General features: G+C 67.4%; 14 protein-coding genes. 10 read left to right on the top strand and 4 right to left on the bottom strand.

Annotated elements, in window-relative coordinates:
• Positions 1–32: 32 nt before the first annotated feature.
• Complete coding sequence (gene pan1 / locus LCY71_RS13615) at positions 33–1,247, bottom strand: proteasome-activating nucleotidase Pan1 (protein ID WP_225333692.1); 1,215 nt, start codon at positions 1,245–1,247, stop codon at positions 33–35.
• 188 nt (positions 1,248–1,435) lie between these two features.
• On the opposite strand from pan1, the gene LCY71_RS13610 reads away from it, so the two are divergent.
• The 4 genes from LCY71_RS13610 to rad50 all read left to right on the top strand — a co-directional run bounded on the left by LCY71_RS13610 (position 1,436) and on the right by rad50 (position 6,290).
• Positions 1,436–1,705: a MarR family transcriptional regulator gene (locus LCY71_RS13610; RefSeq protein ID WP_225333691.1), complete on the top strand. Its 270-nt coding sequence runs from the start codon at positions 1,436–1,438 to the stop codon at positions 1,703–1,705.
• Between the two features lie 86 nt (positions 1,706–1,791).
• Positions 1,792–2,109 carry a DUF7966 family protein gene (locus LCY71_RS13605; RefSeq protein ID WP_225333690.1) on the top strand — a complete coding sequence of 106 codons (318 nt, stop codon included), beginning with the start codon at positions 1,792–1,794 and terminating at the stop codon, positions 2,107–2,109.
• 133 nt (positions 2,110–2,242) lie between these two features.
• A complete protein-coding gene (gene mre11 / locus LCY71_RS13600) occupies positions 2,243–3,601 on the top strand; it encodes a DNA double-strand break repair protein Mre11 (protein ID WP_225333689.1) in 1,359 nt (452 codons plus the stop codon).
• Between the two features lie 13 nt (positions 3,602–3,614).
• Positions 3,615–6,290: a DNA double-strand break repair ATPase Rad50 gene (gene rad50, locus LCY71_RS13595; RefSeq protein WP_225333688.1), complete on the top strand. Its 2,676-nt coding sequence runs from the start codon at positions 3,615–3,617 to the stop codon at positions 6,288–6,290.
• Positions 6,291–6,311: 21 nt separating this feature from the next.
• On the opposite strand, the gene LCY71_RS13590 is transcribed toward rad50, so the two are convergent.
• Genes LCY71_RS13590 through LCY71_RS13580 form a run of 3 tightly spaced genes read right to left on the bottom strand, consistent with a single transcriptional unit; the run spans position 6,312 to position 7,394 of the window.
• Complete coding sequence (locus tag LCY71_RS13590; RefSeq protein WP_225333687.1) at positions 6,312–6,734, bottom strand: DUF7346 family protein; 423 nt, start codon at positions 6,732–6,734, stop codon at positions 6,312–6,314.
• Between the two features lie 54 nt (positions 6,735–6,788).
• Positions 6,789–7,151 (bottom strand): DUF7322 domain-containing protein, encoded by a 363-nt coding sequence (locus LCY71_RS13585; protein WP_225333686.1) that lies wholly within the window; start codon positions 7,149–7,151, stop codon positions 6,789–6,791.
• Between the two features lie 60 nt (positions 7,152–7,211).
• Positions 7,212–7,394 carry a DUF7331 family protein gene (locus tag LCY71_RS13580; protein ID WP_225333685.1) on the bottom strand — a complete coding sequence of 61 codons (183 nt, stop codon included), beginning with the start codon at positions 7,392–7,394 and terminating at the stop codon, positions 7,212–7,214.
• 108 nt (positions 7,395–7,502) lie between these two features.
• Between LCY71_RS13580 and LCY71_RS13575 the strand changes: the two genes are divergently transcribed.
• The 6 genes from LCY71_RS13575 to LCY71_RS13550 all read left to right on the top strand — a co-directional run bounded on the left by LCY71_RS13575 (position 7,503) and on the right by LCY71_RS13550 (position 15,202).
• Positions 7,503–10,232: a DNA-directed DNA polymerase gene (locus tag LCY71_RS13575; RefSeq protein WP_225333684.1), complete on the top strand. Its 2,730-nt coding sequence runs from the start codon at positions 7,503–7,505 to the stop codon at positions 10,230–10,232.
• Between the two features lie 123 nt (positions 10,233–10,355).
• Positions 10,356–11,270 carry an ABC transporter ATP-binding protein gene (locus LCY71_RS13570; RefSeq protein WP_225333683.1) on the top strand — a complete coding sequence of 305 codons (915 nt, stop codon included), beginning with the start codon at positions 10,356–10,358 and terminating at the stop codon, positions 11,268–11,270.
• Between the two features lie 55 nt (positions 11,271–11,325).
• Entirely contained in the window at positions 11,326–12,756 is a 1,431-nt protein-coding gene (gene sufB / locus LCY71_RS13565) for a Fe-S cluster assembly protein SufB (RefSeq protein WP_225333682.1), read from the top strand.
• A 15-nt stretch (positions 12,757–12,771) separates the two neighbouring features.
• The gene (sufD, locus tag LCY71_RS13560; RefSeq protein ID WP_225333681.1) at positions 12,772–13,980 is read left to right on the top strand and encodes a Fe-S cluster assembly protein SufD; all 1,209 of its coding nucleotides are present in this window, start codon (positions 12,772–12,774) and stop codon (positions 13,978–13,980) included.
• 187 nt (positions 13,981–14,167) lie between these two features.
• Positions 14,168–14,650 (top strand): ferritin-like domain-containing protein, encoded by a 483-nt coding sequence (locus tag LCY71_RS13555; RefSeq protein WP_225333680.1) that lies wholly within the window; start codon positions 14,168–14,170, stop codon positions 14,648–14,650.
• A 120-nt stretch (positions 14,651–14,770) separates the two neighbouring features.
• Positions 14,771–15,202, top strand: coding sequence for a metal-dependent transcriptional regulator (locus LCY71_RS13550; protein ID WP_225333679.1), 432 nt, complete (start codon positions 14,771–14,773; stop codon positions 15,200–15,202).
• Positions 15,203–15,236: the final 34 nt, after the last annotated feature.

The following is a 15,236-nucleotide window of genomic DNA, read 5'->3' as shown; positions in this document are numbered from 1 at the left end:
GCCGCAGGCGACCCCTCGAAGTAAAAAGGTGGTCAGGCGAACGTCTTGGAGACGTCCTCGTCCTCGGACTCCTCGTCCTGGATCTTCTCCCAGGCGTCCTCGAAGTCCTGCATCGCGACCTCGGTGCGGTCGTCGCGGATGGCGAACATGCCGGCCTCGGTGCAGAGGGCCTTGATGTCCGCGCCGGAGGCCTCCTCGGCGACGTCGGCGAGGACCTCGTAGTCGACGTCGTCGGCGACGTTCATGTCGCGGGTGTGGATCTTGAGGATCTGGACGCGACCGTCGCGGTCGGGCTTGGGGACCTCGATGAGGCGGTCGAAGCGGCCCGGACGCAGGATGGCGCGGTCGAGCATGTCGAAGCGGTTGGTGGCGGCGATGATCCTGATTTCACCGCGCTCGTCGAAGCCGTCCATCTCCGACAGCAGCTGCATCATCGTCCGCTGGACCTCGGCGTCGCCGGAGGTCTTCGATTCGGTCCGCTTGGCCGCGATGGCGTCGATCTCGTCGATGAAGATGACGGCGGGCTCGTGCTGGCGGGCCAGCTCGAAGAGGTCGCGGACGAGCTTGGCGCCCTCGCCGATGAACTTGTGGACCAGCTCGGAGCCGGCCATCTTGATGAAGGTGGCGTCGGTCTGGTTGGCCACGGCCTTGGCCAGCATCGTCTTGCCCGTGCCCGGCGGGCCGTGCAGCAGGACGCCCGACGGCGGGTCGATGCCGACCTCCTCGAACATCCCGGGGCTCTTGAGGGGGAGCTCGACGGTCTCGCGGACCTCCTCCATCTGCTCCTCGATGCCGCCGATGTCGGCGTAGGTGACGTCGGGGCTGCGGTCGACCTGCATCACGCGGGCGCGGACGTCCGTCTCGTCGTCGAGGCTCTTGACGATGGAGAGGGAGTTGTTGACCGCGACGCGGTCGTCGGGTTCGAGGCCGTCCCGCATCTCGTCGGTGACCTCCGTCAGGGCCTCCTGATTGTTGCCGTGCTGCTTGATGACGACGCCGTCCTCGGTCAGCTCCTGGACGGTGGCGACGAACAGCGGCGACTGCTTGAGCTTCTTGTTCTCGTGGGTGAGCCGCTCGAGCTTCTGCTGGTACTTGTTGTTCTCGGCGTTGGCGTCGAGGAGCTTGTCCCGCATCTCCTCGTTCTGATCCTCCAGCACCTCGAGGCGTTCCTGTAACGCCTCGATTTTCTCTTGCTGCGACGCGTCGTCGTCGTACGGCAGATCGACGTCGTCGACGGTGTCAGTCATTACACCCGGCTAGCGGGGGAGTCGTTATGAGGCTTCGGGTGGGGTCAGTTTCTGTCTCGACCGAACTACCGGCAATAAAGGTCGGCTGAATCGGACGGAAACGGTGACGTACTTTGCCGAGAGATTCTTGGGGTGCATATTCTAGAACGGGAAATATTATTAGTCTGTATCCGGTACGGGGAGGTACCATGAGCGCGACCGAACTCTCCGGTACGTCCGAGGCGCCCGAGGACGGCTGGGACGCCGTCAGCGACTTGCCCCCGAGCGCGAAGCTCGTCGCGAAGGTGCTGGAGTACGAGGACACCCTGACCCAGAGCCAGCTTGCCGACGAGACGCTGCTGCCGGCCCGCACGGTCCGGTACGCCCTCAACCGCCTCGAAGAGGTCGGCGTCGTCGACTCGCGATTCTCCTTCGCGGACGCCCGCAAGCGCGTCTACACGCTAACGATCGAGTCGTAGCGCGACTCTAGTTCTCGTCGCCTCGCCGCCACGCCACCGCCCCGTCGACGCTGACGTTTTTAACCCATCGGGCGACAGTCGCGCCCGTGCCTGACGAAGCGACAGTCAAGCGGGCCCTGCGATCTCTGGCCGGCGGCCGCGAGGAACCGTCGACGGACGACGACGGGGGCGAGTACCGGGAGACGATCGAGCGTGCCGACGCCGCCGTCGACGACCTGGATGCGGCGGCCGCCTTCGTCGAGGACGTCGGGCTGGCCGAACTCGAACGAGCGGTGGCGCGAGCAGAGACGGACCTCAGCGCGACCGCGAGCGACGGCAGAGCTGCCCTGTCGGCGTTCCGGGAGTTCCGCGAGGTCGCCGGCAGCGGTGGCGCGAACGACACGCGAGCCGCGAGCAGAGACTGATGACGGGGTTTCCGCCGCCTCGCGTCGCCCGGCGGGCCGCGAACGATCCGATCCGACCTCGGATTCAGCCGCCGCTACAGTTTCACCGCGGTCGCGGAACCTCTTTAGGCGGCGGTGACCAAGCGGGAGGAAAATGACGCGGGTGATACACACCGGGGACACGCACCTGGGGTACCAGCAGTACCACGTCCCCGAGCGCCGCGAGGACTTCATGGCGGCGTTTCGACAGGTGGCGGCGGACGCCGCCGACGGGGACGTCGACGCCGTGGTCCACGCCGGCGACCTCTTCCACGACCGCCGGCCGACGCTGACCGACGTCCTCGACACGCTGGAGGTCCTCCGGACGCTGGACGACGCCGACGTGCCCTTCCTGGCCGTCGTCGGCAACCACGAGGCCAAGCGCGACGCCCAGTGGCTCGACCTCTTCGCCTCGATGGGGCTGGCGACGCGACTCGACGACGAGCCCACCGTCGTCGGCGACGTCGCCTTCTACGGACTCGACTACGTGCCCCGCTCCCAGCGGGACGCGCTGGCGTACGACTTCGCGCCCCACGATGCCGACCACGCGGCGCTGGTGACGCACGGCCAGTTCAAGCCCTTCGACTACGGCACCTGGGACGCCGAGGCGATCGTCGCGGAGGCGACCGTCGACTTCGACGCGCTCCTGCTGGGCGACGAGCACGCCGCCGAGACGAAGCAGGTCGAGGACACCTGGCTCACCTACTGCGGGTCGACCGAGCGGGCCAGCGCCGACGAGCGCGACGACCGCGGGTACAACGTCGTCACCTTCGAGGGCGACGTCGCCATCGCCCGCCGCGGGCTAGACACCCGCGAGTTCGTCTACGTCGAGGCCGACCTCGCCGAGGGCGAGGGCGTCGATCGCGTGCGCGAGCGCGTGGGCCAATACGACCTCGAGGACGCCGTCGTGATCGTCCACGTCGACGGCGCGGGCGACCCGATCACCCCCGCCGCCGTCGAGGAGTTCGCCCTCGACCGGGGCGCGCTGGTCGCCCGCGTCACCGACCACCGCGAGTTCGCCGACGAGGGCGCCACCGAGGTGAGCTTCGCCGACCCCGACGACGCCGTCCGCGAGCGCGTCCGCGAACTCGGCCTGAGCGAGGCCGCCCGCGACCTCGACGAGACGATCCGCGCCTCCAAGGTCGCCGACGCCAACGTCGCCGACGCCGTCGAGAACCGCGTCCGGGAGCTGGTCGACGAGGGCGACGCCGACGCCTTCGAGCCCGCTCCGGCGGAGGACGGGATCGACGAGGGCGGTGACACGGCTGGAGACGAGGCCGCGACGGCGACCGGCGACGAACTGATCGACGCTGGCGGCGACGCGGCGGAGGCCGCCGACGGCGGGACGGAGTCGACGGACGACGGCCCGGACGAGACAGAACAGTCGGTCGCCGGCGACGGCGGCCCGGAGAGCGCCGGCGACGCGCCGGCCGAGGACCCGGAGGACCAGTCGACCATGGAGGAGTTCTTCTGATGGAGGGACGACGATGAGGTTCGAGCGCGTCAGGCTCGAGAACTTCAAGTGCTACGCCGACGCCGACCTGCGACTGGACCGCGGCGTGACCGTCATCCACGGGCTGAACGGCAGCGGCAAGTCCACGCTACTCGAGGCCTGCTTCTTCGCCCTCTACGGTGCGAAGGCGCTCGACGAGACGCTCGACGAGGTCGTCTCGCTCGGGGCCGACGACGCCGAGGTGGAACTGTGGTTCACGCACGCGGGCGCGGACTACCACGTCGAACGGCGCGTGCGCGCGACGGGCGAGCGCGCCACGACGGCCAAGTGCGTCCTGGAGACGCCCAACGGCACCGTCGAGGGCGCACGCGCCGTCCGGAGCCACGTGACCGACCTGCTGCGGATGGACCACGAGGCGTTCGTCAACTGCGCCTACGTCCGCCAGGGCGAGGTGAACAAGCTCATCAACGCCTCGCCGGGCGACCGTCAGGACATGCTCGACGACCTCCTCCAGCTGGGCAGACTGGAGGAGTACCGCGAGCGAGCCAGCGACGCCCGCGTGGGCGTCGGTCGCGTGCGCGACGACAAACAGGGCGCCCTCTCGCAACTGGACGACCAGATCGAGGAGAAAGAGGAGAAGGACCTCCACGACCGCCTCAACGCGCTCGGCGGCCAGATCAACGAGGTGGAGTCCGATATCGAACGCATCGAAGCGCAGCGCGAGCGCGCCGTCTCGACGCTCTCAGACGCCGAGTCGGTCCTCGAGGAGTACGAGGAGAAGCGCGAGGAGCTCGACGACCTGAACGCGGAGATCGCCGACCTCCGCGAGACTATCGCCGAGACCGAGCAGGAACGCGACCAGCTCGACGAACGGGTCCGCGAGAGGCGCGAGACGCTCTCGGAGCGGCGGTCGGAACTCGAGTCGGCCGTCGCCGAGAGCGACCTCGACGAGGCCGACCCCGACGCCGTCGCGACGCGGATCGACGACCTCGACGAGCGCGAGGACGAGCTCCAGGAGCGGATCAGGGAGGCCAGCGTCGAGGCGAAGGAACACGAGGGCGAGGCCGAGAACCTCCGCGAGAGCGCCGAGGACCTCGAGTCGCGCGCCGAGGACGAGCGCGAGGAGGCGGCACAGACGGAAGATGATCTGACGGAGACCCGCGAGAGCCTCGCAGAGCGCCGCGAGCAACTGTCCGACCTCGACGAACAGATAGCGGAGCTAGAGGCACGCTTCGAGGACGCGCCGATCGACCGCGACGGCGTGGCCGAGTTCCGCGAGCAGGCCGCCGCGGACCTCCAGGCGGCGAAAGAGCACGTCACCGAACTCGAGGCGAAGCTGGACAACGAGCGCGAAAGCCTGCAGGAGGCGACGGAGCTTCGGGAGAAGGGCAGGTGCCCGGAGTGCGGCCAGGACGTCGACGGGTCGCCCCACGTCGATCGGATCGGCGACCTGACGGACGAGATCGAGGACCTCGAATCCGAGCTCTCGGACGCCCGCGAGGCGGTCGAGGCGGCGGAAGAGCGGCTCGAACGCGCCGAGGAACTCGCGGAGGCCGCGACGAAGCTCGACCAGCTGGAGAGCAACCGCGACAACGTCGAGCAGCTGATCGAGGAGCGCGAGTCCGGGCTGGCGGACGACGAGGAGCGGATCGAGCGGCTCCGCGAGGAGGCCGAAGAGCGCGAAGCGGTGGCCGAGGAGAAGCGCGAGTCCGCGGCCGAGGCCGAAGAGAAGGCCGAGGACTGTCGGAGCACCGTCGCGGAGTGCAACCAGAAGCTCCAGGACCTCCGGGAGCGCCGCGACCGGCTGGAGCGCGTCGACGACCTGATCGACGCCGTCGACTCGCTGGAGGACGCCCTCGAGCGCCTGCGCGAGCAGCGCGAGCAAAAGGGCGAGGTCAACGACGAGCGCCGCCAGCGGCTGGCGGACAAGCGCGAGCGGAAACAGACTCTCGAGGACGAGTTCGACGACGACAAGATCGACCAGGCCCGGCAGGAGAAGGAACGCGCCGAGAACTACGTCGCGCAGGCCGACGAGAAGCTGGAGGAGCTCGAAGCGCGGCGCAACGAGCTACAGAACCAGCACGGCGCCGTCGAGAACGAGATCGAGGAGCTGGAGGAGCTACGCGAGCGCCGCGACGCGCTGGCCGACGCCGTCGAGCGCCTCGACTCGCTGTACGAGGAGGCGGAGGACTTAGAGCGGATGTACGGCTCCCTCCGTGCCGAACTGCGCCAGCGCAACGTCGAGACGCTGGAGCGGATGCTCAACGAGACGTTCGATCTGGTGTACCAGAACGACTCCTACGCCCGCATCGAGCTGGACGGGGAGTACCGGCTGACGGTCTACCAGAAGGACGGCGAGGAGCTGGACCCCGAGCAGCTCTCCGGGGGCGAGCGCGCCCTGTTCAACCTCAGCCTGCGGTGCGCCATCTACCGGCTGCTCGCGGAGGGGATCGAGGGGTCCGCACCGATGCCGCCGCTGATCCTCGACGAGCCGACGGTCTTCCTCGACTCCGGCCACGTCTCGCAGCTGCTGGACCTGATCGAGTACATGCGCGACGAGGTCGGCGTCGAGCAGATCGTGGTCGTCAGTCACGACGAGGAGCTCGTGGGCGCGGCGGACGCCCTGGTCCGCGTGGAGAAGGACGCGACTACGAACCGCTCGTCGGTCGAGCGCGTCGGGGCCGGCGCCCTGGCGGAACTGGCCGACTGACCGCGGCTATTTTCCCGGCCGCTACTCCCGCAGCCGGTCCAGCGCCTCGCTGGCCTCGTCGGTCGTCCGGTAGCCGCGTCGCCCGGCGACGTCGGCCTCCGCGACCAGCCCGGCGGCCCGGAACTCGGCCACGAGGCCGTGCAGGTCGCTCTCGCAGAGGTCGTAGGCGTCGAGCAGCACGTGGACGTCCAGCGGCCCCCGCTCGTCGAGTTCGAGCAGGAGTCCGAGCGCCCGCTCGTCGGGGACGGCCGTCAGGACTCGCCGGAGCGGCTCGTCGACGGCGCCCGCGGCGGTGACCAGCGGCGACTCGCCGGCGACGGGCTCGAGGTCGTCGTTGGGGAGATGTCGCTCCGCGCCGGTCTCCGGGTCGCGAACGAGACTGGACTCGCCGGACTCCTTGACGAGCAAGTATCGGTCGCCGTCGGGGCCCTCGACGGTTCGCATCGAGTCCGGGTAACGGGCGACGGCGGTTAGCCGTTCCGATGCCGCCGGGGCGGCTCAGTCGGCCGCATCGTCCTCCCTGAACCGATAGTACTTGATCGCCCCGTACCCCCCTGTCAGGAGGCCGACGAGGAACACGCGCAGGCCGAGGTCCCAGTCGCCGAGGAAGACGCCGATCATGGGTCCGATCGAGAGCCCGAGCAGCGCGACGTTGAACAGGGCGACGAGCGACCAGAACAGGCGAGCGGTGTCGGGGTCCGCGGCGCTCGGGTCGAGCTCCGGCGCGGACGGGACCTCGGGCGCCACGTCGTCGGCGGGCGACCCGGTCCCCGGCGCGGACGGCGCGTCGGGCCCCAGGCTGTTCGGATCGAACTCCTCGGGCTCGTGGGGCGATCGGTCCCCGTCGCCATCTGGAAGCACGTCCGCCGGTATGTGCCCTCGCGGCAAAGGCGTCACGTTCCGCCGGCCGCACGGACGCCGTCAGGCGACGTCGTCCAGCGCCACCGGCGACTCGGCCTGGATCCAGGCCATCGGGTTCTCGGCGTCGTAGAACACTGTCCCCTCGTCGGTCTCGTAGGTCTCGGTCGACTCGACCGCGCTCGGCAGGCTGGGTTCGGAGCGCAGTTCCTCCGCCTCGTCGTCGGCTCGTGCGTGGTTCGACATGGGGACGTCGACCGATGGTATGACATGAGTTACCAAATACCTTCTGGCTTCGGCGGGGCTCGCCGGACCGTCGCTGTTTTTATCGGGCATCCCGAACGACGCCACGTTATGACCGACGAGGGCCAGCAGGGCCTGGACGCGTTCGTCGACGACGGCGGGGACGACGGGCGGGACGTGGCCGAGGAGGCCCGTGCCGTGGCCGGCGACGGCGGCGGCGCCGCCGACGTCGTCGACGCCAGCGACCACCTCTTCCCGGAGGTCGACGACAGCGTCGAGATCGCAGTCACGCAGGTCGACTACACCATCGAGGGCTCGGGGGACGACGAGTACCCCGTCATGCACGTCTTCGGGCGGACCGACGACGAGGAGGCCGTCCACGCGCGCGTGTACGACTTCAAACCCTACTTCTACGCGCCTGCCGAGAACGTGGATGCCGACCGCCTCCGCCAGTACGACAGCATCACGGGCTGGGAGGAAAGCGACGACGACGGCGAGCCCTACGAGTCCATCCGCGGGGAGCGCCTGGTCAAGATCTTCGGGCAGACGCCCCGCGACGTGGGCCGGATCCGCGACGACTTCGACCACTACGAGGCTGACATCCTCTTCCCCAACCGCTTCCTGATCGACAAGGGGATCACCAGCGGCGTGCGCCTGCCCGTCCGCGAGGCCGACGACGACGACGGCGACGCCCTGCGGGTCCACCACAGCGAGGTCGAACCGGTCGAGATGAGCGCCGAACCCCGGATCAATATCTTCGACATCGAGGTCGACGACCGGCACGGATTCCCCGAGGACGGAGAGGAGCCGATCGTCTGTCTCACCTCCCACGACTCCTACCGCGACGAGTACGTCGCCTGGCTCTACGAGTCGCCCGACGGCGTGAACGGTCCGGAAGCACTGGAGCGCTACGAACCGATTCGAGAGGACTTCGAGGCCGACGTCCGCGTCTTCGAGGAGGAGGAAGCGATGCTCGACGCATTCCTCGATTACATCGAAGAAACCGACGTAGATGTTCTCTCTGGCTGGAACTTCGATGACTTCGACGCCCCCTACCTCGTCGACCGCCTCGACGAACTGGCCGGCCCGCACCACGACTACGACCTCGACGCCGACCGGCTCTCCCGCGTGAACGAGGTCTGGGACGGCGGCTGGGGCGGCCCGGACATCAAGGGCCGGGTCGTCTTCGACCTCCTGTACGCCTACCAGCGCACGCAGTTCAGCGAACTGGACTCCTACCGGCTGGACGCCGTCGGCGAGGCGGAACTCGGCGTCGGCAAGGAGCGCTACCCCGGCGACATCGGCGACCTCTGGGAGGACGACCCCGAGCGCCTGCTGGAGTACAACCTCCGCGACGTGGAGCTGTGCGTCGAACTGGACCGCGACCAGAACATCATCCCCTTCTGGGACGAGGTCCGCACGTTCGTCGGCTGCAAACTCGAGGACGCCACCACGCCCGGCGACGCGGTGGACATGTACGTCCTCCACAAGCTCCACGGGGAGTTCGCCCTCCCCTCGAAGGGTCAGCAGGAGGGCGAGGACTACGAGGGCGGCGCCGTCTTCGACCCCATCACCGGCGTCAAGGAGAACGTCACCGTGCTCGACCTGAAGAGCCTGTACCCGATGTGCATGGTGACCACGAACGCCAGCCCGGAGACCAAGGTCGACCCCGATGCCTACGACGGCGAGACCTACCGCGCGCCCAACGGGACCCACTTCCGGAAGGAACCGGACGGCGTCATCCGGGAGATGGTCGACGAACTCCTCTCCGAGCGCGAGGAGAAGAAGTCCCTCCGAAACGATAACGACCCTGATTCCGACGAGTACGAGCGCTACGACCGGCAGCAAGCAGCTGTCAAGGTAATTATGAACTCTTTATATGGGGTCTTGGGATGGGACCGCTTCCGCCTCTACGACAAGGAGATGGGCGCCGCCGTGACCGCGACGGGCCGGGAGGTCATCGAGTTCACCGAGCAGGCCGCCAACGAGGTTGGCCACGAGGTCGTCTACGGCGACACCGACAGCGTCATGCTCGAACTCGGCCCCGACGTCGAGAAGGAGGAGGCCATCGAGCAGTCCTTCGAGCTCGAGGAACACATCAACGAGTCGTACGACGACTTCGCCCGAGAGGAGCTCAACGCCGAGGAGCACCGCTTCCAGATCGAGTTCGAGAAGCTCTACCGGCGGTTCTTCCAGGCGGGCAAAAAGAAGCGCTACGCCGGCCACATCGTCTGGTCGGAGGGCAAGAAGGTCGACGACATCGACATCACCGGCTTCGAGTACCAGCGCTCGGACATCGCGCCGATCACCAAGCGGGTCCAGCACCGCGTCATCGAGATGATCGTCCACGGCGAGGACATCGACGACGTCAAGACCTACGTCCACGACGTCATCGAGGACTTCCAGGCGGGCAACGTCGACCCCGAGGACGTCGGCATCCCCGGCGGCATCGGGAAGAAACTGGACAACTACGACACGGACACCGCGCAGGTCCGCGGCGCGAAGTACGCCAACCTCCTGCTGGGGACGAACTTCCAGAGCGGATCGAAGCCCAAGCGGCTCTACCTGAAGCGGGTCCACGACGACTTCTTCCAGCGGGTCGAGGAAGAGAAGGGCCTCGACCCCGCCGAGGACCCGCTGTACAGTGAGTTCCGGCGGGACCCGGACGTCATCTGCTTCGAGTTCGCCGACCAGATCCCGGAGGAGTTCGAGGTCGACTGGGACAAGATGCTCGACAAGACCCTGAAGGGCCCGATCGCTCGCATCCTCGAGGCCATGGGCGTCTCCTGGGACGAGGTCAAGGCCGGCCAGGAGCAGACCGGCCTCGGCCAGTTCACGTGACCGCCGCTCGGCGGACGTTCCGGTAGCGAAAACTTTCGTTCTGGGTTCGCAAAACGTTGACACAGGAATGCGAAAGCTTCATGGGTGGAACTACCCTCCTTTCTCATGACTGAAGTAACTACCATGGCAGTACTCGAAATCAACAATCTACACGCTGAAGTGGCCGAAGAGGGCGGTGAGCAGATCCTGCAGGGCGTCGACCTCGAGGTCGAGTCGGGCGAGATCCACGCGCTGATGGGTCCCAACGGATCGGGCAAGTCGACGACCGCGAAGGTCATCGCGGGTCACCCCGCCTACGAGGTCACCGAGGGCGAGGTCCTCATCCACCTCGAGGACGACGAGTTCGGCGAGGACGTCGAGATCCCCGACGACATGCGTACCTGGGACCTGCTGGACCTCGAACCGAACGAGCGTGCCGCGCTCGGCGTCTTCCTCGGCTTCCAGTACCCCGCCGAGATCGAGGGCGTCACGATGGTGAACTTCCTCCGCACGGCGCTCAACGCCAAGCTCGAGGAGCGCGAGGAGCTCTTCGAGGACGAGGAAGAGGAGGAGACTGAGGCCGACGACGAAGAGGGCTACGAGACCTCCCCGATGGAGGGCCCCGCCGACGAGGGCGAGATCGGCGTCGCCGAGTTCCAGCAGATCCTCCAGGAGAAGATGGAGCAGCTGGACATGGACGAGAAGTTCGCCAACCGCTATCTCAACGCCGGCTTCTCCGGCGGCGAGAAGAAGCAAAACGAGGTCCTCCAGGCCGCGATCCTGGAGCCTTCGATCGCCGTGCTCGACGAGATCGACTCCGGGCTGGACATCGACCGCCTGCAGGACGTCTCCAACGGCATCAACGCGCTGCGCGACGAGCAGGGCGCCGGCATCCTCCAGATCACCCACTACCAGCGGATCCTCGACTACGTCGAGCCCGATCACGTCCACGTGATGCTCGACGGCGAGATCGCCAAGTCCGGCGGCGCCGAACTGGCCGAACAGCTCGAGGACGAGGGCTACGACTGGGTCCGCGAGGAGGTTTACGAGGCAGCGTGACCCCGGCCGTCCCAACCCGTATAACCACAGAGCGTCAAGCGACACCTAACGAACTATGAGTTCCGATCAAGACCACCTCAAAGAGACCGACACCGAGGCCCGCTTCGAGTTCAAGAAGGAGGAGAGCTCCGCCTTCGAGACCGAGGCCGGCCTGACCGAGGAGACCGTCCGGGTCATCTCGGAAGACAAGGACGAGCCCGACTGGATGCTCGAGCGCCGCCTCCGCGCGCTCGAACAGTTCCAGCAGATGCCGATGCCGACCGACTGGCCCGGCCAGCCGGACCTCTCGGAGATCGACATCGAGCAGATCGTGCCCTACATCCGCCCGGACATCGAGACCCGCGGCGGGGCCGAGTCCTGGGAGGATCTCCCCGAGGAGATCCAGGACACCTTCGACAAGCTCGGCATCCCGGAGGCGGAGAAGAACGCCCTCTCCGGCGTCGGCGCCCAGTACGAGTCGGAGATCGTCTACCAGAACATGCAGGAGCAGTGGGAGGAGAAGGGCGTCATCTTCTGCGACATGGACGAGGCCGTCCGTGAGCACGAGGAGATCGTCAAGGAGCACTTCATGACGAAGTGCGTCCCTCCGAGCGACAACAAGTTCGCCGCGCTGCACGGCGCAGTCTGGTCGGGCGGCTCGTTCGTGTACGTCCCGGAGGGCGTCACGGTCGAGATGCCCATCCAGGCGTACTTCCGGATGAACTCCGAGGGGATGGGCCAGTTCGAGCACACGCTCATCGTCGCCGAGGAGAACTCCGAAGTGCACTACATCGAGGGCTGCTCCGCGCCCCAGTACGCCACCCACAACCTCCACTCCGGCGGCGTCGAGGTGTTCGTCGGCGAGGGCGCGCACGTCCAGTACTCGACGGTGCAGAACTGGTCGAAGAACACATACAACCTCAACACCAAGCGCGCCATCGTCGAGGCGGACGGCACGATGGAGTGGGTCTCCGGCAGCATGGGATCGAAGGCCACGATGCTGTACCCCTCCACCGTCCTCAAGGGCCCCGGCGCGACGGACAACCACATCACCATCGCGTTCGCGGGCGAGGGCCAGAACATCGACACCGGCGCGAAGGTCTACCACAACGCGCCCGACACGAAGTCGACCATCGAGTCCAAGTCCATCTCCAAGGACGGCGGCCGCACCAACTACCGCGGTCTCGTCCACATCTCCGACGGCGCCGAGGACTCCTCGACGTCGGTCGAGTGCGACGCGCTGATGTTCGACAACGAGTCGACGTCGGACACCATGCCGTACATGGAGATCCAGGAGAACCAGGTGGACGTCGCCCACGAGGCGACCGTCGGCAAGATCGGCGACGAGGACGTCTTCTACCTCCAGAGCCGCGGCCTGGACGACGACGACGCCAAGCAGATGATCGTCGCCGGCTTCATCGAGCCGATCACCGAGGAACTGCCCATCGAGTACGCCGTCGAGCTCAACCGCCTCATCGAACTCGAGATGGAGGGCTCGCTCGGGTAACCCCCGGTGACTACCATGAGCACGCAGGTACACGCGAACCTCACGGAGGAGCAGGTACAGCAGATCAGCGACGAGCTCGACGAGCCCGAGTGGCTCCTCGAGACCCGGCTGGAAGCGCTCGACGCGCTCCAGGACCTGGACATGCCCGAGGTCATCCGGACGCCCGGGCGCCAGTGGACCAACCTCGACGCGCTCGACTACGAGGCGCTGGTCGATCCCCTCGAGTGGGAGCAGGAGAAGGACCGCGTCGAGGCCGAGGGCGTCGACGTCCTCGCCTGGGACGAGGCCGTCGAGCAGCACGGCGACATCGTCGAGCAGCACTTCGGTAGCGTCGTCGACCCCCAGCGCGACTACCTCACCGCGCTGTCGACCGCGCTGTTCTCGGCCGGTACTCTCGTCTACGTCCCCGAGGGCGTCGACGCCGAGGACGTGAAGATCCGGACGACGATGAACAGCCGGTCGCTGTTCAACTACACGCTGGTCGTCGCCGAGGAATCGTCCTCGGTGACCATCCTCGAGCGCCAGTCCACCGGCGAGAACGTCGATGGCGACCAGTACTACTCCGGCGTCGTCGAGGCCGTCGCCGGCGAGAACGCCCACGTCCAGTACGGCGCGCTGCAGAACCTGGCCGAGGACACCTACAACTTCCAGGTCAAGCGCGGCCACACCGACCAGTACGCGACGATCAACTGGATCGAGGGCAACATCGGCTCCCGACTGAGCAAGACCAGCGTCGAGACACGCCTGCTGGGCGACTCCTCGGAATCGAAGATCGTCGGCGCCTTCTTCGGCCACGAGGATCAGCACTTCGACCTCGGCAGCCGCGTCTGGCACGAGGCCGAACACACCACGGCCGACCTCGTGACCCGCGGCGTCCTCGACGACGAGGCCCGCTCCGTCTACGAGGGCGTCCAGGACGTCGGCCGCGAGGCGTGGGACACCAACTCCTATCAGCGGGAGAACACGCTGATGCTCTCAGACGAGTCCGAGGCCGACGCCTCCCCGAAGCTGATCATCAACAACCACGACACCGAGGCCTCCCACTCCGCGACGGTCGGGCAGGTCTCCGAGGAGGACATGTTCTACATGACCTCCCGCGGCGTCGACCCCGAGAGCGCCGAGAACATGCTCGTGGAAGGCTTCTTCCGCCCCGTCCTCGAGGAAGTCGCGGTCGACGAACTCCGCGAGGACCTCGAAGAGCTGATCGCCGCGCGGCTCCGGTAGCAGCGCGGTAGCCTCGGTTTCGCAGTTTCTCCCTCTCTTCGATGTCGCGCGAGCGGCGCCCGTCGCCTTCCCCGGCCGGCGGCACGAATACGACGAACCCGACGAGGAGGAGGGAACCGCTTAAGTCGACGCCTCCCCGAGAACGCACCATGACTGTAGCGGGCCGCGACTGTCGGGGGTGTCGCCGGTGAGCCTCCAGCGGCCGGTGGGATCGGATCACCAGCTCGCCCGCCTGCTCCAGATCGGGGTCGTCCTGGAGGAAGTCGTCGAGGCGCGGGCCGACCAGCACGCCCAGCTCACCGACGACGTCGCCGACCCCGAACTGCGGGACCTGCTGGACGAGGCCGTCGAGGAGTCGGCCGAGCACCGCGACCGTCTGGAGTCGCTCATCGACGAACTCGACGCCGAGACGGTGCCCTTCGAGGAGATCCAGACGCTCGTGGCAGCCCAGTACGAGACCGACCGCGACACGGACGGCGTGCTGTACGACCAGCTGGCCAACGAGGAGACGGCCTACAAGTTCTACGACGACCTGATCGGCGCCATCCGGGCGTCGGACGTCGAGTTCGGCGTCGACCGCGACCGACTGATCGAGACGCTCTCCGAGATTCGCGAGGAGGAGGCCGAGGGCGCCGAGGACGTGACGCGACTGATGGAGGACCGGGAGTGATGCTCGCATGAACGCCGTCGAAACACCGTTCCGACGAGATTCGTCTCGCAGCGCTCGACTCACCACCGTAGCGCGCAAAGCGCGCGACGAGCCCACGCTCGTCATCGGGAGGTCCCTCGCATGAACACGGCAGACCAATATCTCAAGGCGATCTATCTGGTGCAGGAACAGGACGACGGCCCCGCCTCGACCGGCGACGTCGCGGACATGCTCGAGGTCAGCCCGGCCAGCGCCAACGAGATGATCGGCAAGCTCGAGGAGGAGGAGCTGCTCGATCACGAGAAGTACAAGGGCGTCGACCTCACCGACGAGGGCATCCGACGCGCCCGCGAGGCGCTCCAGAACTACTGCATCATCGAGCGCTTCCTGCTGGAGGTCCTGGAGGTCGAGGAGTTCCGCGAGGAGGCCAAGCAACTTGAGGGCGTCATCGACGAGACGGTCGCCGAGCGGCTGGACACCATCATCGACCGCGAACCTCAGTGTCCCGACTGCTTCGACGCCGAGGGCGACGTCTGCGGCCTACTCGAACCGGAGCTGGAAGCCTCGGACTGATTTCTTCGCGGCAGCGGCCGATAATATAAGGGGA

This window comes from Halomicrobium urmianum (genome assembly GCF_020217425.1).
GTDB lineage: Archaea > Halobacteriota > Halobacteria > Halobacteriales > Haloarculaceae > Halomicrobium > Halomicrobium urmianum.
Note: the sequence above shows the minus strand (reverse complement) of the source record. Positions and strands in the feature narration are given on the sequence as shown.